The organism is Bradyrhizobium sp. JHI2711 (assembly GCF_056156565.1).
In genome coordinates, this window is record NZ_JBPZPT010000001.1 from 1,342,636 (window position 1) to 1,361,081 (window position 18,446).

Sequence of the window (18,446 nt, forward strand, 5' to 3'; positions counted from 1 at the left end):
TCTGTCTACCTCTTGCGTCCACGCACCGCGTCCGACAGCCGCTCCAGTGCGGTGTCGAGCGTCTCGTCCTTCTTGGCAAAGCAGAAGCGCACCACTGATGTGACCGGGTCCTGCTCGTAGAACGCCGAGACCGGGATCGCGGCGACCTTGTAGTCTTTCACGATGCGCCAGCAGAACTCAGTGTCACTCTCGTTGAGCCCGAGCGGCGACAGGTCGACGGTGAGGAAATAGGTGCCTTGCGACTTCAGCACGGGGAAGCCGAGGCTCTCCAGTCCCTTGGTCAGCCGGTCCCTGCTCCGCGTCAGGTCCTTGCGCATCGACAGGAAGTAGTCGTCGGACTTGCCGAGCCCATAGGCGACCGCGGCCTGCAGGTTCGGCGCGGTGGTGAAGGTCAGGAACTGGTGCACCTTGGCCGCGACGCGGAGCAGCGGTGGCGCCGCGCAGACGAAGCCGATCTTCCAGCCCGTCAGCGAGAAGATCTTGCCGGCCGAGCCGACCTTGATGGTGCGCTCGCGCATGCCGGGAATGGTGATCAGCGGGATATGCTTGTGCTCGTCGAAGGTGACGTGCTCCCAGACCTCGTCGCAGATCGCGATGACGTCGAACTCCTGGCAGTAGCGCGCCAAGAGCTCGAGGTCCTCGCGCGGATAGACCACCGCGCTGGGATTTAAGGGGTTGTTGAAGAGCACCGCCTTGGTCTTTGAATTGAACACGCTTTTCAGCATGTCCTCATTCAGCCGCCAGTGCGGCGGCTCGAGCCGGACCAAGCGCGGAATGCCGCCGGCCTGGCGGATGATCGGCAGATAGGAATCGTACACCGGCTGGAAGCAGACCACTTCGTCGCCGGGCTGGACCACCGCGAGGATCGCCGAGGTCAGCGCCTCGGTCCCGCCGGAGGTCACCATCACTTCGCTCATCGGATCGAGCTTGAGGCCGTGCCAATGGCCGTAATGGGTCGCAATCGCCTGGCGCAGCTCCGGCAGGCCCATCATCGAGGGGTACTGATTGTAGCCGTTCAGCGAAGCCTCGGCCGCGGCGCGGCGGATGTCCTCGGGGCCGGGATCATCCGGAAAACCCTGGCCGAGATTGATCGCATTGTTGTCGCGCGCGGCCTGCGACATCGCCTCGAAGATGGTGACGGGAAGGTCGGCGAAGACCTTGTTCAGCGAAGAGCTCTTGGTCGTCATTGCGCGGTTAGCCACCGACCTTGCTGGGAAGCCCAGCCGCCTTCCAGCCCAGCATGCCGCCGGCCAGATGCTTGTCGTAAGGCAGGCCCGCCGCCTGCGCCGCCAGCGAGGCGGTCACCGAACGCTTGCCCGAGCGGCAGGCGAACACGACCTGCTTTCCTTGCGGATCGGGGATCGCCTTGGGATCGAAGGTCGAGAGCGGAACCACGACGCCGTAAGGGTAAGCCTCGGCCTCGACCTCGTTCGGCTCACGGACGTCGACGAGCAGATAACGCCCTTCCGCGACACCCTTGGCGACCTCGTCCGGGGTCAGATCCTGCACTTGATTTGCCACATCATCCTCCAACGTCGCGGGCCGCATGCCGGGGTGATCCCGGCCGGCGGCAACCTCGCCTCTCGGGAGACGAAAATCAAGCGCCACAAAGGCTTGAGCCGCGCGGCGCAAGTTAAAGCTAAATCGCAGCGACTTGAAGTCCGCTTTGAATCCCAGGCCCTGAGGTCGCTGCCCTAGATCGTCACCTGCGTACCGACCTCGACCACACGGCCGGACGGGATCTGGAAATAGTCGGTGGCGTCGTTGGCGGAGCGGCTGAGCGAGATGAACAGCCGGTCCTGCCAGCGCGGCATGCCGGAATGGGCGGCGGGCTTGAGCGCCCTGCGCGACAGGAAGAACGAGGTCGACATGATGTCGAACTGCCAGCCCAGCTTGCGGGCGATCGCGAGCGCCTTCGGCACGTTGGGCGATTCCATGAAGCCGAACTTCAGCGTCACCTTGGAGAAGGTCGGTGAAATCTGCTCCAGCTTCACCCGTTCGGCCGGATCGATCCGCGGGGTCTGCGCGGTCTCGATGGTGAGAATGACGTTCTTCTCGTGCAGCACCTTGTAGTGTTTCAGACTATGCATCAGCGCGGTCGGCGCGCTGAGCGGGTCCGAGGTCAGGAACACCGCAGTGCCAGGCACCCGCTGCGGCGGCCGCTTCTCCAGCATCGCCACGAGATCGGCGAGCGGAAACTCGAGCTTGCGCGACTTTTCAAACAGCAGCCGGCTGCCGCGCCGCCATGTGTACATCAAGATGATCATGACCGCACCGAGCGCCATCGGCACCCAGCCGCCCTCGAACACCTTCAACAGGTTCGCGCTCAGGAAGGTCAGATCGAGGAACAGGAACGGCGCAATCAGCGCGCCGGCGGCAAGCGCTGACCAGCGCCAGCCCTTCCAGACCACGACGAAGCCCATCATCGCCGTGACCACCATGGTACCGGTGACGGAGATGCCATAGGCGGATGCAAGCGCGCTCGACGAGCGGAACAGCAGCACCAGCAGCACCACCGCGACCAGCAGCAGCTGGTTGATGCGCGGAATGAAGATCTGGCCGGAATGGGCTTCCGACGTATGGCGAATTTCAAAGCGCGGCAGCAGCCCGAGCTGGATCGCCTGGCGCGTCAGGGAATAGGCGCCGGTGATGACGGCCTGGCTCGCGATGACGGTCGCCATGGTGGCGAGCACGACCATGCAGCCTCGGACGAAGCCTTGCGGGAACAGCTGAAAGAACGGGCTCACGATCGCGCCGGGGTCGCCGAGCACCAGCGCGCCCTGCCCCAGATAGTTCAGCGCCAGCGAGGGCAGCACGATGGTAAGCCACGCGGTCTGGATCGGCCGCTTGCCGAAATGGCCGAGATCGGCATAGAGCGCCTCGGCGCCGGTCACCGCCAGGAACACCGCGCCCAGCGTCACGAAGCCGACGATGCCATGGTGCAGCATGAAGTTCACGGCGTAGAGCGGGTTGAGCGCAAGCAGCACCTGCGGCTGCTGGGCGATCTGAGGGATCGCCGCCACCGCCAGAACCGTGAACCAGACGCACATGATCGGGCCGAAGAAGGCGGCAACGCGCGCCGTGCCGCGGGACTGCACGGCGAACAGGCCGACCAGGATCACAACCGTCAGCGGAACGATGTAGGGCTCGAACCTTAGCGTGACGTCCTTCATGCCCTCGATCGCCGACAGCACGGAGAGCGCCGGCGTGATCACGGCATCGCCGTAGAACAAAGCTCCGGAAATGATGCCGAGCAGGACGATGGTGGCCCCGCCGCGGCCGGTGCCAACCGCCCGCTGGGCCAGCGCCATCAGTGCAAGCGTGCCGCCCTCGCCGTTGTTGTCGGCGCGGAGCAGGATCACGACGTATTTGAGCGTCACCACCACGATGAGCGCCCACAGGATCAGGGAGAGCACGCCGAGGACCGCTGCCGGCGTCGGCAACCCGTCCGCGCCCGAGGCCGCCATCACCGCCTCGCGGAACGCGTAGAGCGGGCTGGTGCCGATGTCGCCGTAAACGACGCCGATGCTGCCGAGCGTCAGCGCGCCGAAACCGGCGGTGGTATGGGCATCGCCATGCCCATTTGCCGCCACCGTTTCCGGGGCGGGAACTGCTATGTCGCTTGTCATGGGAGAGCCCGATGGCCTCTAAAATGCTTCACTGCACAACGGCGGAAGAGCGCGCGGCTTATAGTCCTGCGCCACCGGCATGGCCTAGCCCGATTCCGGGCCATAGCCATGCAAATCTGCATGGCTACGCCAGTTGCATTCTAGATGGTGACCTGGGTTCCGACTTCAACCACGCGGCCGGTGGGGATCTGGAAGTAGTCGGTGGCATCGTTGGCCGACCGGCTCAGCGCGATGAACACATGATCCTGCCAGAGCGGCATGCCCGACTGTGCCGAGGCCTTCAGTGACCTGCGCGACACGAAGAACGACGTCGACATGATGTCGAACTGCCAACCCTGCTTGCGCGCGATGGCGAGCGCCTTCGGCACGTTCGGCTGCTCCATGAAGCCGAAGCGCAAGCGGACCTTGGAGAACTTTTCGCTGATCTTCTCCATCCTGAACCGCTCCGACAGATCAACCCGAGGCGTCTGCGCGGTCTCGATGGTCAGAATCACGTTGTGCTCATGCAGCACCTTGTTGTGCTTGAGATTGTGCAGGAGCGCGGTCGGCACGAACGCGGGATCGCTGGTCAGGAACACCGCGGTGCCCTTGACGATGTGCGGTGGCCGCTTCTCCAAACTGCGGATCAGATCGTCCAATGGCACCTCGATCCGGCGGGTCTTCTGGATCAGGATTGCGGAGCCCTTGCGCCAGGTCCAGATCGTCCCTGCCATGACGATGCCGAACAGCAGCGGCACCCAGGCACCTTCGAGCAGCTTGAGCAGGTTGGCGCTGAGGAAGCTCAAATCGACGATGACGAAGGGGACGATCACGGCTGCGGCCGTCGCGGCGCGCCAGTTCCACAACTTCCAGATCACGACGAAGCCCATGATGCCGTCGGCGACCATGGTGGTGGAGACGGCAATACCGTAGGCGGAAGCCAGATTGCTGGGGGTGTGGAACAGCAGCACCAGCAGCATCACGCCGATCAGCAGCAGGCGGTTGACGCGCGGCAGATAGATCTGGCCGGCATGGGATTCGGAGGTGTAACGCACCTCAAAACGCGGCAGGAGCCCGAGTTGCACGGCCTGGTGGACCAGCGAATAGGCGCCGGTGATCACCGCCTGGCTCGCGATCACGGTTGCGGCCGTCGCGAGTCCGACCAGCGGCAGGACCAGGCTCTCGGGCACCATGCGATAAAACGAATGCTCGATCGCGCTGGGATCGGACAGCACCAGCGCACCCTGCCCGAAATAGTTGACTAGAAGCGCCGGCAGCACGAAAAACATCCAGGCCGACTGGATCGGCTTGCGGCCGAAATGGCCGAGATCGGCATAAAGCGCCTCGCCGCCCGTCACCGCCAGGAACACCGCGCCGAGCGTCACGAGGCCGATCACACCGTGCGACAGCACGAACTGCACCGCATAGTACGGATTGATCGCCGCCAGCACCGTGGGATCGTCGGCGATGTGGACAGCCCCCATCACGGCGATGACGGTGAACCAGACCACCATCACCGGCCCGAAGGCCGAGGCGACCAATGCGGTTCCCTTGCTCTGCACGGCGAACAGCAGCACCAGAATGAGCACGGTGAGCGGCACGACATAGTGCTCGAGCGCGGGGGTCGCGAGCTTGAGGCCCTGCACCGCCGATAGCACCGAGATCGCCGGCGTGATCATGGAATCGCCGATGAACATCGAAGCGCCGATCACGCCGAGCGCGAGCAGGACCCAGCTTCGCCGCCCGAGCGCGCGCTGGCCGAGCGCCATCAGCGAGAGCGTGCCGCCCTCCCCGTTATTGTCGGCGCGCAGCAGCAAGAGGACATATTTGGCGGTGACGACGATCAGGAGCGCCCACAGGATCAGCGAGAGCACGCCGAGCACGATGACGCGCGAGACGGGCTCGCCATGGGCGGCGGCCTTGACCGCCTCGTGGAATGCATAGAGCGGCGAAGTGCCGATATCGCCAAAGACGACGCCGACACTCCCGAGCGTAAGGGCCCAAAAACTTGCGGTGGGCCGCCCGTCCTGGGTCTCGGCCTGTGTGATGCTCGCCGTCATGAAGGTGGAGAACGCTTCGTTCCTGAAATTGATCCGGCGCCTTTTGACGCTTCCGGTGCACCTGTCAATCGGCGCACCATCATAGCAGGCGCCGAGCCGGATGCTGTGACGCCACAGCCACGCTCATCGCCCGCGCGACGACATGCCTCAGGTAAGATGGTAGCGCAAGGGGGTTACGGCCTCAGATTCGGCGGCAGCGGCGGATCTTCGCGCATCAAGGTGATGGTCACCCGCCGGTTGGCTGCCAGCGAGGGATCGTCCGGAAACAGCGGCTGGGTATCGGCCTTGCCGGAGACGGCGAAGATGTGCGACGGCGGCAGGCCCTGGCGCTCGAGGATCTGGCGCACGGCGTTGGCGCGATCGGCCGACAGATCGAAGGCGCCATAGTCGCTGCGGGTCGGCACGAACCCCGCCGCGGTGTGGCCGGCGATGGAGACGCGGAGCGGCGTCGCCTTGAGCGGGATCGCGAGCTTCTCGACCAGGCGGCGGGTGCGGTCATAGGGCACCTTGGAGCCGTCGGCGAACATCGAGCGGCCGTCCTGGTCGACGATCTCGAGGTTCAGGCCCTGCTTGGTCTCCTCGAACATGATGTGCTTGGACATCTCGGTCAGTTCCGGCATGTCCTGCAACGCCTGGCGCAGCGAGGCTGCGGCCAGCGCGAAATTGCGGTCGACCTTGATCTTCGCGCCGGAGGTCTTTTCGCGGTCTTCCTGATCTGGCGTCGGCGTGTTGGAGGCATCTTCCGGCTGGATGTGGTCGACGTTCTTGAGCCGCGGGCGCGTCGGCAGGCCGTCGGATTCGACGATGCCGGAGTAGCGCGCCTCGGTCTGCACGCCGAACGCCTCGCGCATCGAGCCCGCGACGATCTTCAGCTTGTTGGCGTCTTGCGTGGAGAACGCGACCAGCATCACGAAAAACGCCAGCAGCAGCGCCATCAGGTCGGCGAAGGTCACGAACCAGCCGTGGCCGCCACCGTGAGCATTGCCGCGCTTCTTCTTGGCCATCTCTCAAAATCCAGGCGGCGGCCTCAAGCCGGCACCGGCTCGCCTTCGGTGTGACGATGCTTCTCCGGCAGATAGGCCAGCAGCATTTCGCGCACCAGGGTCGGGCTCTTGGAGTCGCGGATCATCAGGATGCCGTCGATGATCAAGGTGCGGTTGGTCTCTTCGTCCAGCAGCTTGCCGTGCAGCTTGTCCGCGATCGGCAAGCAGATCAGGTTGGCGACAACGGCGCCGTACAGGGTCGCCAGCAGCGCGGTGGCCATGAACGGGCCGAGCTTGGAGGGATCCGACATGTTGGAGAACATCTGCACCATGCCAAGCAGCGTGCCGATCATGCCGAACGCCGGGGCGCAGTCGCCGACGGCGCGGTAGATCTTGCTGCCTTCGTCGAGGTGCATCAGGAAGTTGTCCCGGTCGCGCTCCAGATTGTCGCGAATGAAATCGAGGTCGTAGCCGTCGGCAACATAGCGAATGCCCTTGGCGAGGAAGGGCTCGTCGGTCTCGACCTTTTCGAGTCCGACCGGGCCCTGCTTGCGGGCGATTTCCGCGATGCGGGCGAGCTCGTCGACAAGGTCGTGAGCCGACAGGCGGCTCAGGGTGAAAGCAAACTTCGCGCCCAGCGGCACGCCGTGGATCATCGCGGACAAAGGAAAGCGGATCATCGTCGCTGCGAACGAGCCGCCGAAGATGACGATGACGGCGTGGATGTCGTAGAACATCCCGAACGTACCGCCCATCAGGATCAGCGACGACACAACAATGGCGCCTGCGACGAGGCCGACAAGTGTTGCGATATCCATGATCGACTCCAACGCCTACGCAACAACGGCCGTCCTGGCCGCTGGCGCGGCTCAACCCCGAACCGCATCGCAGACCCTAGAGCGCCGCCCTTAAAGGCGCGTAAAGGTTAAGTCTCGACGATGTGCCGCCTGCCGCCGCAATTTGTCCCGGTTGCCGTCCAGCGATAGGAATTTCAACCCTTCGCTAACCATAATCAGGCGCCCACCACGTCACGTCGGCTGCGGCCCTCCGCCACATCGTGGACGGGGATCAGTTGGTGTCTGCTAGCGTTGCGACAGGGCCAATCGCGGAGCCAGCGCGATGTTGATGCTATTCGGTCTACTCACGGCGCTGCCCGCGGCGCTGGCGTTCCACCTGCTCGAGGCGGAACTCGTGCTTCCGGCGTTCAGCGTGCTGCTCTTTATCGAGGCCGCCTTCGCCGTGCTCGCGGCGCGGTTGATGCGCAGCTCCAACAGCGCAGACGATATCACCCTCTGGGACCTTGCCGGCGGCTTCACCCTGATCGGATGCGCAGCCGCCGTGCTCGGAGAACCGGATCAAGTCGCCCTGCTTCTGACCGAGCAAGGCGGCATTCGGCCGTCGTCCGGGCCGTAGATTGCCCTAAAGCGCGATGCGATTAGGATCAATCGTCATCGCGCTTTAGGTTATTGTTTGAGCATGATCTTTTCGGAAAACCGCTACACACTTTTCCGGATCACGCTCCAGCAGCCGTCAATGGATCTCCGCAGAGCGCTTCAGCGCGGCCTTGAGCTTCTCGAGCGAGAAGTCGGGACTGCGGGCGATCTCCAGGATCGGCGTCTCGCGGCGGCCGCACAGTTCGGCCGCCTCCGGCAGCTTTGCGGCAAGGTCGAGCGGGATCACGATGGCGCCATGCCGGTCGGCGTGGATGAGGTCGTCCGACTTCACGGTCATGCCGGCGACGCGCACCTCGCCGCCAAAGCTTTCCGCGTGCACCCAGGCGTGCGACGGGCCGATCGAGCCGGCTAGCGCCTGGAACCCTGGCGCCCATTGCGGGATGTCGCGGATCGAGCCGTCGGTGATGACGCCGAGGCAGCCGAGCGCCTTGTGCACGTTGCTCTGTACCTCGCCCCAGAACGCGCCATAGCCGACGTCGGGTCCGTCGATGTCCTGGATCACCGAGATGCGCGGGCCATGGCCGGTGCCGACATATTCGTAATATGCGATTCGGCGCTTGGACTGCTCCTCGGCCGGAAGCGATGACTTCAGAACCGAGCGGATCGTCACCGTGCGGGCATAGCCGACGATCGGCGGCAGGTCGGGAAACGGACAGACCAGCTGCTTGGTGGTGTAGCCGATCAGCCGCCGCTCGGGCGCCACGATCTCCATGGCGTTGCAGATCGTCGGCGTATCGTAACGGCCCAGCGCTTCGAGGACGGAAGCGGGCAGCGGCCCGGTCGCGGAATTGGTCACGGCGTTCTCTCCCAGGTTGGCGGCGATTGATTGCGCGATGCCGCCGGCACAAGGGCGATATAGCCGAGATCGGACCTCGACCCAACTCAGGCAGGCTTCATGGCAGATATCCGCGAGGAGCGCTTTAGTGCAGTCGTCCGGGCCGATCGTCGTCTTGCGGCGGCTCCGACAAATTCGCCAGCGTCGGCGCCGAGGGCGGTGACGGGACCTCGCCTCCCGCCGGCGCGGTGGCTTCCATCGCGCGCGCCTGGTCGCGATAGGATTTGTAGCCGAGCGGCAGCGCGAGGAGGTACAGCACCGTGCCGATCGACAGCACGTGCCAGGGATAGGCGATCAGGAGCGCGATGAAGACGATCACGGCGACGAAGGCCGGCAGCACCAGCTCGGGCGGCACGCGCATCCGCTTGGTCTTGCCGGAGAACACCGGCAGGCGCGACACCATCAGAAACGCGATCAGAAGCGTGTAGGCCGCGGTCACCGCCGCAGGTGTGCGCCCGACGTCGAGGAACGCGACATAGATCGGCAGCAGCACGGTGATCGCGCCGGCGGGCGCCGGCACGCCGGTGAAGAAATTGGCGGCGAAGGCCGGCTTGTTCGGATCGTCCATGGTGGCATTGAAGCGGGCGAGCCGCAGGCCGCCGGATATCGCGAACACCATGGCGGCGATCCAGCCGGCATTGCCGAGCTCGTGCAGCTGCCAGAAATACAGCATCAGGCCGGGCGCCACGCCGAAATTGACGAAGTCGGCGAGACTGTCGAGCTCGGCGCCGAACTTCGACTGCCCCTTGATCATGCGCGCGATGCGGCCATCGATGCCGTCGAGCGCGGCGGCGAACACGATTGCATAGACCGCGAGCGTCATCCGCCCTTCGATCGACAGGCGGATCGAGGTCAGGCCGGCGCAGATCGCCAGCAGCGTGATGACGTTGGGCACCAGCATCCGCACCGGGATCGGTCGGAACCGCCGGCGGCGGACGTCGGGATCCTTGAAATCGTAAGGCGTCATGGCTCGTCCTTATCTCGAGGCGAGATATAGCAAGCCGCGCCGCCGTCCGCCATTGCGGCGGAACGCCTGCGAGCACCGACTATTGGTTAATTGGCGCGGAACGCGCGGCCCGGGTCGTCGCCGGCAAGGTCGGCCAGGATCGTCTCTCCGGCGACCGCGGTCTGCCCTTCCGAGACCAGCGCCTTGGTGCCCACGGGCAGGTAGACGTCGAGGCGCGAGCCGAAGCGGATCAGGCCGAAACGCTCGCCGGCGCCGATCGCCTGCCCCTCCTTGACGAAGCAGACGATGCGCTTGGCGACCAGGCCGGCGATCTGGACCACGCCGATCCGCGCCGTCGGCGTCGTGATCACCAGCGAGTTGCGCTCGTTGTCCTCGCTCGCCTTGTCGAGCTCGGCGTTGATGAAGAGGCCGGGCCGGTAGGCGATACGATCCACCCTGCCCGCCACGGGCGCGCGGTTCACGTGGCAATTGAACACGCTCATGAAGATCGAGACGCGCGGCAGCGGCCGGTCGCCGAGCCCGAGCTCGGCCGGCGGCAGCGCCATGGTGATCATGGAGACACGCCCGTCGGCCGGCGACACCACGAGACCCTCGCGCGCCGGCGTCACACGGACGGGATCGCGGAAGAACAGCGCGCACCAAACGGTCAGGATCGTGCCGATCCACCCCAGCGGCGACCACAGCCAGAACAGGAGCAGGCTCGCCAGCGCAAAGGCGCCGATGAAGGGATAGCCCTCCTTGTGGATCGGCGGGATCTGACGCTGGATCGAATCGAGAATGGACATTGCTTTTTGCCGGTCGGGGGTTAATGCCACGGGGTCGTCGCGCGGGCTTGTTTAGGCCAGACTTTGTTTAGGCCAGACTTGGGACCGGAGACAAGGTCACTCCGCCGCCGCGGGCGTCGTCAGGCTATCATCGACCGGCGGCGGCTCCCGGTTAGGCGCGGCATTGGTGTCGGCCATCTTGGCCAGCTTCTCGCGGGCCTCCTCGGCCTCGCGCTGCCTGTTCCACATGCTGGCATAGAGCCCGCCCTGCGCGAGCAGGCTCGCGTGAGTGCCGCGCTCGGCGATGCGGCCCTGGTTCAGCACGATGATCTCGTCGGCGCCGACGATGGTGGAAAGCCGATGCGCGATCACCAGGGAGGTGCGGTTCTTCGCCACGCGGTCGAGCGCCCCCTGGATCTCGTGCTCCGTATGGGTGTCGAGCGCCGAGGTCGCCTCGTCGAGCACCAGGATCGGCGGCGCCTTGAGCACCGTGCGCGCGATCGCGACCCGCTGCTTCTCGCCGCCCGACAGCTTCAGGCCGCGCTCGCCAACCTGGGTCTCGTAGCCCTTCGGCGCCATGCGGATGAAGTGGTCGATCTGCGCCAGCCGCGCCGCCTCCTCGACCTCGGCATCGGTCGCGTCCCAGCGGCCGTAGCGGATGTTGTAGCGGATGGTGTCGTTGAACAGCACGGTATCCTGCGGCACCATGCCGATCGATGCGCGCAGGCTGGCCTGCGTGACCTCGCGGATGTCCTGGCCGTCGATCAGGATCCTGCCGCCGGAGACATCATAGAGGCGAAACAGAAGCCGCGAGATGGTCGATTTGCCGGCGCCAGAGGGGCCGACGATGGCAACCGTCTTGCCGGCCGGCACTTCGAAGCTGATGCCCTTGAGGATGGGGCGCGCCGGCTCATAGGCAAAGCGCACGTCCTCGAAGCGCACCGTGCCGGCGGAGATGACCAGCGGCTTCGCGCCAGGCGCGTCCTTGATCTCGGCCTCGCGGCTGAGCACGCCGAACATCTTCTCGATGTCGATGATCGCCTGCTTGATCTCGCGATAGACCATGCCCATGAAGTTCAGCGGCTGGTAGAGCTGGATCATCATGGCGTTGACCAGCACGAAATCGCCGACCGTGTTGGTGCCGTTGCGCACGCCGATCGCGCACATCAGCATGGTCGCGGTCAGGCCCAGCGTGAAGATCACCGCCTGGCCTGTGTTGAGCACCGCGAGCGAGGTGTAGGTGCGGACGCTCGCCTCCTCGTAGCGCTCGACCGACCTGTCGTAGCGCTGCGCCTCGCGTGCCTCGGCACTGAAATACTTCACCGTCTCGTAGTTGAGCAGCGAGTCGATCGCCTTGGTGTTCGCCTCGGTGTCGGAATCGTTCATCTTGCGGCGGATGCCGATCCGCCACTCGGTCGCGACGTAGGTGTAGTACATGTAGAGCGTGACCGTGATCAGGGTCGCGACCACGTAGCGCCAGTCGAATTGCCAGAGCAGCACCGCCAGCAGCAGCGAGACCTCGACGATGGTCGGGATCAGCTGCAGGATCACCATGCGCACGATGACCTCGATGCCCTCGCGGCCGCGCTCGAGCACGCGCGTGAGGCCACCGGTCTTGCGCTCGAGGTGAAAGCGCAGCGACAGCTCGTGCATGTGGATGAAGGTGAGGGTCGCGAGCTTGCGCACCGCATGCATGGCGACGCGGGCGAAGATGCCGTCGCGCCATTGCGTCAGCACCGCCATCAAGATGCGCATCACGCCGTAGCTCGCGGTCAGCAGCAAGGGCGAGGCGATCACCCAGAGATGCCAATTGTCGGCCGCGGCCGGCGCGGTGTTGGCGCCGGTCAGCGCATCCGTCGCCCATTTGAAGCTGAACGGCACGGTGAGCGTGATCAGCTTGGCGGCGAGCAGCAGCACCAGCGACCAGACCACCCTCATCTTCAGGTCGGAACGGTCGCCGGGCCAGATGTAGGGCCACAGATGTGCCAGCGTGCCCATCAGCGTGGCCCCGGCCTGCGGTCCTGCCACGGAAGGATCAGGAACGTCGGCGCCGTCGAACGATTGAGGTTGGTCCATCAACAAACCCGAAGCCCGCCGGGTGCGGGCGCAACTGCGATTAACGATTTTCGCCCGTCATATAGAGCCTTCCCGATGCCCGTGCACCCCGCCAGATGGCGAATCTTCGATTGTTTGTCGCGATTTACCGGTAAATTCCCGGACGTATCGAATCACCGTTTGGGCTTGACGCCACTTCGCTGCAATGCATCATGGCACCAATGAGCACGATCAAAACCGTCTGTGTCTATTGCGGCTCCGGCCCTGGAACAAATCCCAACTTCATTGAAGCGGCGAAGGCGCTCGGCAGAGCGTTGGCGGAAAACAAGATCCGTCTTGTTTATGGCGGCGGCTCGCTCGGCCTGATGGGCGCGGTTGCGACCTCCGTGCTGGATCACGGCGGCATGGTCACCGGCATCATCCCCGACTTCCTCCGGATGCGCGAGAATGCGCTGACGCGCGTGCAGGAGATGGTCGTCACGCCCGACATGCACGAGCGCAAGCGGCTGATGTTCGAGCGCTCCGACGCCTTCGTGGCCCTGCCCGGCGGGCTCGGCACGCTGGAGGAGCTGGTGGAGCAGCTGACCTGGCAGCAACTCGGCCGTCACGCCAAGCCCGTGCTGCTCGCCAATGTCGACGGCTTCTGGGAGCCGCTGTTCTCCCTGGTGGCCCACATGCGGCAGACCCAGTTCATCCGCGCCGGCCTCACCGTCGATATCCTGAAGGCGGACAAGGTCGAGGAGATCATCCCACGGCTGCGCGCCGCGGCGGCGCAGATCCCTGACGACCAGCGCGATCTCGCGCCCGACGTGGCCCGGCGGCTCTAAAGCATGATCCGGAAAAAGTGTGAAGCGGTTTTCCGAAAAGATCATGCTCAAACAACAACCTAAAGCGCGATGACGATCCATCCTAATCGCATCGCGCTTTAGACCGTCCCTATTCCTGCGGAAACGTCACCGCCTCGATCCGGTTGCCGTCGGGATCGGTGACGAAGGCGGCGTAGTAGCGCACGCGATCGTGCGGGCGGAGGCCCGGTGCGCCGTCGGAGGCGCCGCCAGCGGACAGCGCAGCTGCGTGAAACGCATCGACCTCGGCTGCGGTTTTCGCCCGCAGGCAGATGTGCACGCCGCTCTCCGGCGCGACACGCGGCATGCCCTCGCGCAGATTGATCCAGAACTCCGGATAGGCCTTGCCAAACCCGATCGTCCGCGGCCGCGTGACGAGGCGCGCGAGGCCGAGTGCGGCGAGCGTCGCCTCGTAGAACTTTGCGGCGCGATCGAGATCGCTGACGCCGACGGAGATGTGGTCGATCATGGCCGTGCCCTTTCCCCATCCTCGGTGTCATCGCCCGGCTTGACCGGGCGATCCAGTACTCCGTGACAGCAGTAGATAAATCGATGGGCCGCAGCGTACTGGATTCCCCGCCTTCGCGGGGAATGACAGTCGTCGTGGGGGTTACGCCGGCGCGTCCGACTTCACGAGCTTGTAGATTACCGAATCCATTAGCGCCTGGAACGAGGCATCGATGATGTTCGGGGACACGCCGACGGTGGTCCAACGATCGCCGTTCTCGTCCTCGCTCTCGATCAGCACGCGCGTGACCGCGCCGGTGCCGCCATTGAGGATACGGACGCGATAGTCGATCAGTGTCAGGCCCTCGATGAACTTCTGGTACTTGCCGAGGTCCTTGCGCAGGGCGACGTCGAGCGCGTTGACGGGACCGTTGCCTTCGGCCGCCGAGATCAGATGCTCGCCGGCGACGTCGACCTTGACCACCGCGAGCGCCACCGTGACGCGTTCGCCGAGCGCGTTGTAGCGCTGCTCGACGTTGACGTCGAACTGCTCGACCTCGAAATAATGCGGCACCTTGCCGAGCGTGCGGCGCGCCAGGAGCTCGAACGAGGCGTTGGCGGATTCATAGGCATAGCCGGCCGCCTCGCGCTCCTTCAATTCCTCGACGAGACGCGTCAGCTTGGGATCGCTCTTCTCGTAGGGGATACCGGCGCGGTCGAGCTCGGCGATGACGTTGGAGCGCCCGGCCTGGTCGGACACCAGCACCTTGCGGTGATTGCCGACCAGCTCCGGCAACACATGCTCGTAGGTCTGCGGATCCTTCAGCACGGCGGAGGCATGGATGCCGGTCTTGGTGACGAAGGCGCTCTCGCCGACGTAAGGAGCATGCCGGTTCGGCACGCGGTTCAGCATGTCGTCGAGCGTGCGCGACACCTTGACGAGCGTCGCCAGCTTCTCGGTGGTGACGCCGATCTCGAAAGCGTCGGCAAACCCCGTCTTCAGCTTCAGCGTCGGGATCAGCGAGCAGAGATTGGCATTGCCGCAGCGCTCGCCGAGGCCGTTCAGCGTGCCCTGGATCTGCCGCGCGCCGGCACGCACCGCGGCGAGCGAATTGGCCACCGCCTGCTCGGTGTCGTTATGGGCGTGGATGCCGACGTGATCGCCGGGGATGTGCCTGGTCACGTCTCTGACGATGGCCTCGACCTCATCGGGCATGGTGCCGCCGTTGGTGTCGCACAGCACCACCCAACGCGCACCGGCATCGAAGGCGGCCTTGGCGCAGGCGAGCGCGAAGGCGGCGTCTTCCTTGTAGCCGTCGAAGAAATGCTCGCAATCGAGCATCACCTCGCGGCCGGCCGCCTTCGCCGCCGCGACGCTGTCGCGGATCGAGGCGAGGTTTTCTCCCTTCGTGGTCTCCAGCGCGACGCGGACCTGATAGGCCGACGCCTTCGCCACGAAGCAGATCGCGTCCGCCTTCGCTTCCAAAAGGCCCGCGACCCCAGGATCGTTGGACACCGAGCGGCCCGCCCGCCGCGTCATGCCGAAGGCGGTGAAGCGCGCATGATTGAGCTTGGGCTTGGAGCCAAAGAACTCCGTATCGAGCGGATTGGCGCCGGGATAGCCGCCCTCGACATAGTCGATGCCGAGATCATCGAGCATCGCCGCGATGACCTGCTTGTCGGCCAGCGTGAAGTCGACGCCATTGGTCTGCGCCCCATCGCGCAGCGTGGTGTCGAACAGATAGAGACGCTGCTTGCTCATTGCCCCGCTCCGAGCGTCTTCTTCATGGTGGTGTTGGCGAGCCACTCGTCGTTGATGGTGACGCTGTTGCGCTGCTGGGCGGTGTAGCCGCGCTTGGCGAAGAAGCCCTCCGCGGTATCGCTGGCGTCGACCGAGAGGCTCTTGGCGCCGCGGCCGCCGGCGAGCTTCTCCAGCGCGTCGACCAGCATGGTCGCGATGCCCTGCCCGGCCACGGCCGGATGCACATAGAGCATGCGGATGTGATCGTTGCCGCGCAGCGAAGCAAAACCAACCGGCGAGCCTTCCAGCGTCGCGATCAGCGTCAGGTCGGACGCAAGCCGCTTGCCGAACTCCTCGTCCTCGGCCGCCGCCATCCAGGCTTCCTGCTGCGCCTCGCTATAATCGTCGCCGGTCAACTCCTCGATGCTGGCGGCGAAGATCGCGGCGAGCATCGGCACATCCGCCGGCAGGAAGGGCCTCAGTGCGGGCTTTGGCAAAGTCTGTCCCATCGTCCTTACCACATCCCATAAAGCTTGAGCACGATCGCGACCGCGCCGGCGAGCAGCGCGATCTTCAGCGCGATGTAATAGAGCCAGTGCCGCGGAAACGGCGTCTCGGGGCGCTTCATCGGGCGATCTCCCAGGTGGTGCCTTCCTTGGAGTCCTTGATCGCGACGCCCATCGCAGCGAGCAGATCGCGAATGCGGTCGGACTCGCCAAAGTCCTTGCGGCTACGCGCAGCTGTTCGCTCCGCGAGCAGGCGCTCGACCTCCTTGGCGTCGATCCCGCTCGCCTGCTGCTTGCGCCCTTCCCACTGCGCCGCGCTCTCGGAGAGGAATCCGAGCAGCCGCAACGAGCCCGCAAGACCTGCGATATCGTTGCCGCGGAGGCCGTGCAGCGCCGCGATCGCCTGCGGCGTGTTGAGGTCGTCGAGCAGCGGTTCGACCACCGACGCGGCCGGCTCGCCGGGCGCGACATCGGCCGCGACGCGGTACCAGTCGTCGAGCGTCTTGGCGCTCTCCTCCAGCGACTTCATGGTCCAGTCGATCGGCGAGCGGTAATGCGTCTTGAGCATGTTGAGGCGCAGCACCTCACCCGGCCAATCCCTGAGCAATTCGTGGATCGTAATGAAGTTGCCGAGGCTCTTCGACATCTTCTCGCTCTCGACCTGCAAGAAGCCGTTATGCATCCAATAGTTCGCCATGCGCTCGCGATGGAAGGCGCAGCAGGTCTGCGCGACCTCGTTCTCGTGGTGCGGAAACACGAGATCGATGCCGCCGCCATGGATGTCGAAATGCTCGCCGAGATGCTTCCAGGCCATCGCTGAGCACTCGATGTGCCAGCCCGGACGCCCCACCGCCTTGATGCCGGATGGCGACGGCCAGGACGGCTCGCCCGGCTTCGACGGCTTCCACAGCACGAAGTCGGTCGCATCACGCTTGTAGGGCGCAACATCAACCCGCGCGCCGGCGATCATCTCGTCGAGCGAGCGCTTCGACAGCGCGCCATAGCGCGGCAGCGCGGAATTGGCCGCGTTCATCGCCTGCGGCGAGAACAGCACGTGGTTCTCGGCGACATAGGCAAAGCCGCCGGCGACCAGCTTCTCGATGATCTCGCGCATCTCGCCGATATGCTCCGTGGCGCGCGGCTCGACGCTCGGCCGAAGCGCGCCGAGCGCATCGACGTCGGCATGAAACTGCTTGCCGGTCTGCTCGGTGACCTTGCGAATGGCCTCGTTCAGCGGCAGGCCGGGAAAGTCGCGCGCGGCGCGGTCGTTGATCTTGTCGTCGACGTCGGTGATGTTGCGGACATATTTGACGTGCGCCTCGCCGTAGATGTGGCGCAGCAGCCGAAACAGCACGTCGAACACGATCACCGGCCGCGCATTGCCGATATGGGCGAAGTCATAGACCGTCGGTCCGCAGACATACATGCGGACGTTGTTCGGATCGAGCGGCACGAAGGTGCGCTTTTCCCGGCTCAGCGTATCGTAAAGACGCAATTCCATGACAACCCATCCCTCTCGGCCGGGCGTCCAAGGCTCTCAATGTGTTTGAGAAAAGACGGCTCCAGCCAGCGAATCGCTAGCTCGTAATCTCGCGGCAAATGGCGCAAATGGCGAGGAGACCGTTCATGCGGCCACATATGGGCCACCACGGGCCCCGGCGTCAAGGGCCGCGAAAATGCCGTTTTTGCCTCCGCAAGGGGCGCGGCCTGCCTTAAGGCTTCATGATCCCCTAACCATTTGAGGCCATTCTGGAACTGCAGTTCCCTGATTTTTTGCTCCGGTATTTTCATGCGATCCCTGCTCGCGCTCATTTTCGGCGCCTCGCTCCTTGCAGCACCTCAGGCGTGCGCCGAGACCCGCGTCTTCATCATCGCCGACCAGTGCCTGGCCAAGAACGACACCAAGGGCGACACATGCGGCGCCTCCGCCGCGCGCACCTATTGCCAGTCACGAGATTTTGCAAAGGCATCAGGCTATCGCCGGGTCGATCCCGACGAAATTACCGGCTCCGTCCCCAAAACCGGCACAAACTGCTCCCATGGCCATTGCGACGAATATGTCGCAATCACCTGCCAGCGCTGAATTCCCTCGGAGCTGGCGGACCTTAGGACCAGTTCGGCCCCTGAAACGACGTGACGATGCCGCGGGAAGCGGCTATTGGGAGGGCGCGCTTCGGCCCC

Annotated in this window: 17 protein-coding genes; 3 read left to right on the plus strand and 14 right to left on the minus strand. The window is 64.9% G+C overall.

Features of this window, described 5'->3' with window-relative positions; all coding sequences use genetic code 11:
- Nucleotides 1-5: 5 nt before the first annotated feature.
- From ACTEK7_RS06535 to ACTEK7_RS06560, 6 genes are all read right to left on the minus strand, one after another.
- Complete coding sequence (locus tag ACTEK7_RS06535) at nucleotides 6-1,187, minus strand: aminotransferase (RefSeq protein WP_042336240.1); 1,182 nt, start codon at nucleotides 1,185-1,187, stop codon at nucleotides 6-8.
- Nucleotides 1,188-1,194: 7 nt separating this feature from the next.
- Complete coding sequence (locus tag ACTEK7_RS06540) at nucleotides 1,195-1,521, minus strand: rhodanese-like domain-containing protein (protein WP_036001486.1); 327 nt, start codon at nucleotides 1,519-1,521, stop codon at nucleotides 1,195-1,197.
- 173 nt (nucleotides 1,522-1,694) lie between these two features.
- Nucleotides 1,695-3,629 (minus strand): potassium transporter Kup, encoded by a 1,935-nt coding sequence (locus ACTEK7_RS06545; RefSeq protein WP_225146553.1) that lies wholly within the window; start codon nucleotides 3,627-3,629, stop codon nucleotides 1,695-1,697.
- Nucleotides 3,630-3,769: 140 nt separating this feature from the next.
- Complete coding sequence (locus tag ACTEK7_RS06550; protein WP_036001442.1) at nucleotides 3,770-5,668, minus strand: potassium transporter Kup; 1,899 nt, start codon at nucleotides 5,666-5,668, stop codon at nucleotides 3,770-3,772.
- A 173-nt stretch (nucleotides 5,669-5,841) separates the two neighbouring features.
- Nucleotides 5,842-6,672, minus strand: a complete 831-nt coding sequence (locus ACTEK7_RS06555; RefSeq protein ID WP_036001445.1) for an OmpA/MotB family protein — start codon at nucleotides 6,670-6,672, stop codon at nucleotides 5,842-5,844.
- Between the two features lie 23 nt (nucleotides 6,673-6,695).
- Nucleotides 6,696-7,469 (minus strand): motility protein A, encoded by a 774-nt coding sequence (locus ACTEK7_RS06560; RefSeq protein WP_036001447.1) that lies wholly within the window; start codon nucleotides 7,467-7,469, stop codon nucleotides 6,696-6,698.
- A 301-nt stretch (nucleotides 7,470-7,770) separates the two neighbouring features.
- Here ACTEK7_RS06560 and ACTEK7_RS06565 point away from each other — a divergent pair, with 301 nt between their 5' ends.
- Nucleotides 7,771-8,064 (plus strand): hypothetical protein, encoded by a 294-nt coding sequence (locus ACTEK7_RS06565; RefSeq protein WP_036022295.1) that lies wholly within the window; start codon nucleotides 7,771-7,773, stop codon nucleotides 8,062-8,064.
- A 117-nt stretch (nucleotides 8,065-8,181) separates the two neighbouring features.
- Here the strand turns inward: ACTEK7_RS06565 and ACTEK7_RS06570 are convergent, their stop codons facing one another.
- The 4 genes from ACTEK7_RS06570 to ACTEK7_RS06585 all read right to left on the minus strand — a co-directional run bounded on the left by ACTEK7_RS06570 (nucleotide 8,182) and on the right by ACTEK7_RS06585 (nucleotide 12,747).
- On the minus strand, nucleotides 8,182-8,901 hold the full coding sequence (locus ACTEK7_RS06570; RefSeq protein ID WP_036001451.1) for an RraA family protein: 720 nt from the start codon (nucleotides 8,899-8,901) through the stop codon (nucleotides 8,182-8,184).
- A gap of 124 nt (nucleotides 8,902-9,025) precedes the next feature.
- The gene (locus ACTEK7_RS06575; RefSeq protein WP_036001453.1) at nucleotides 9,026-9,907 is read right to left on the minus strand and encodes a CDP-alcohol phosphatidyltransferase family protein; all 882 of its coding nucleotides are present in this window, start codon (nucleotides 9,905-9,907) and stop codon (nucleotides 9,026-9,028) included.
- A gap of 86 nt (nucleotides 9,908-9,993) precedes the next feature.
- The gene (locus ACTEK7_RS06580) at nucleotides 9,994-10,722 is read right to left on the minus strand and encodes a phosphatidylserine decarboxylase (RefSeq protein ID WP_276324954.1); all 729 of its coding nucleotides are present in this window, start codon (nucleotides 10,720-10,722) and stop codon (nucleotides 9,994-9,996) included.
- A gap of 66 nt (nucleotides 10,723-10,788) precedes the next feature.
- Nucleotides 10,789-12,747: an ABCB family ABC transporter ATP-binding protein/permease gene (locus tag ACTEK7_RS06585; protein ID WP_225146552.1), complete on the minus strand. Its 1,959-nt coding sequence runs from the start codon at nucleotides 12,745-12,747 to the stop codon at nucleotides 10,789-10,791.
- A 200-nt stretch (nucleotides 12,748-12,947) separates the two neighbouring features.
- Between ACTEK7_RS06585 and ACTEK7_RS06590 the strand changes: the two genes are divergently transcribed.
- Complete coding sequence (locus ACTEK7_RS06590; protein ID WP_036001463.1) at nucleotides 12,948-13,553, plus strand: LOG family protein; 606 nt, start codon at nucleotides 12,948-12,950, stop codon at nucleotides 13,551-13,553.
- 109 nt (nucleotides 13,554-13,662) lie between these two features.
- Here the strand turns inward: ACTEK7_RS06590 and ACTEK7_RS06595 are convergent, their stop codons facing one another.
- The 4 genes from ACTEK7_RS06595 to cysS form a co-directional block, all read right to left on the minus strand.
- Nucleotides 13,663-14,040, minus strand: a complete 378-nt coding sequence (locus ACTEK7_RS06595; protein ID WP_036001466.1) for a VOC family protein — start codon at nucleotides 14,038-14,040, stop codon at nucleotides 13,663-13,665.
- A gap of 141 nt (nucleotides 14,041-14,181) precedes the next feature.
- Nucleotides 14,182-15,780, minus strand: a complete 1,599-nt coding sequence (gene cimA, locus ACTEK7_RS06600; RefSeq protein WP_225146551.1) for a citramalate synthase — start codon at nucleotides 15,778-15,780, stop codon at nucleotides 14,182-14,184.
- Nucleotides 15,777-16,268, minus strand: a complete 492-nt coding sequence (locus tag ACTEK7_RS06605; protein WP_036001471.1) for a GNAT family N-acetyltransferase — start codon at nucleotides 16,266-16,268, stop codon at nucleotides 15,777-15,779. Before ACTEK7_RS06605 ends, cimA begins: the two co-directional genes overlap by 4 nt.
- Before the next feature lie 115 nt (nucleotides 16,269-16,383).
- Nucleotides 16,384-17,766 (minus strand): cysteine--tRNA ligase, encoded by a 1,383-nt coding sequence (gene cysS, locus ACTEK7_RS06610; RefSeq protein WP_225146550.1) that lies wholly within the window; start codon nucleotides 17,764-17,766, stop codon nucleotides 16,384-16,386.
- A gap of 288 nt (nucleotides 17,767-18,054) precedes the next feature.
- Here cysS and ACTEK7_RS06615 point away from each other — a divergent pair, with 288 nt between their 5' ends.
- A complete protein-coding gene (locus ACTEK7_RS06615; RefSeq protein WP_225141425.1) occupies nucleotides 18,055-18,348 on the plus strand; it encodes a hypothetical protein in 294 nt (97 codons plus the stop codon).
- The last annotated feature ends 98 nt before the right edge of the window (nucleotides 18,349-18,446 follow it).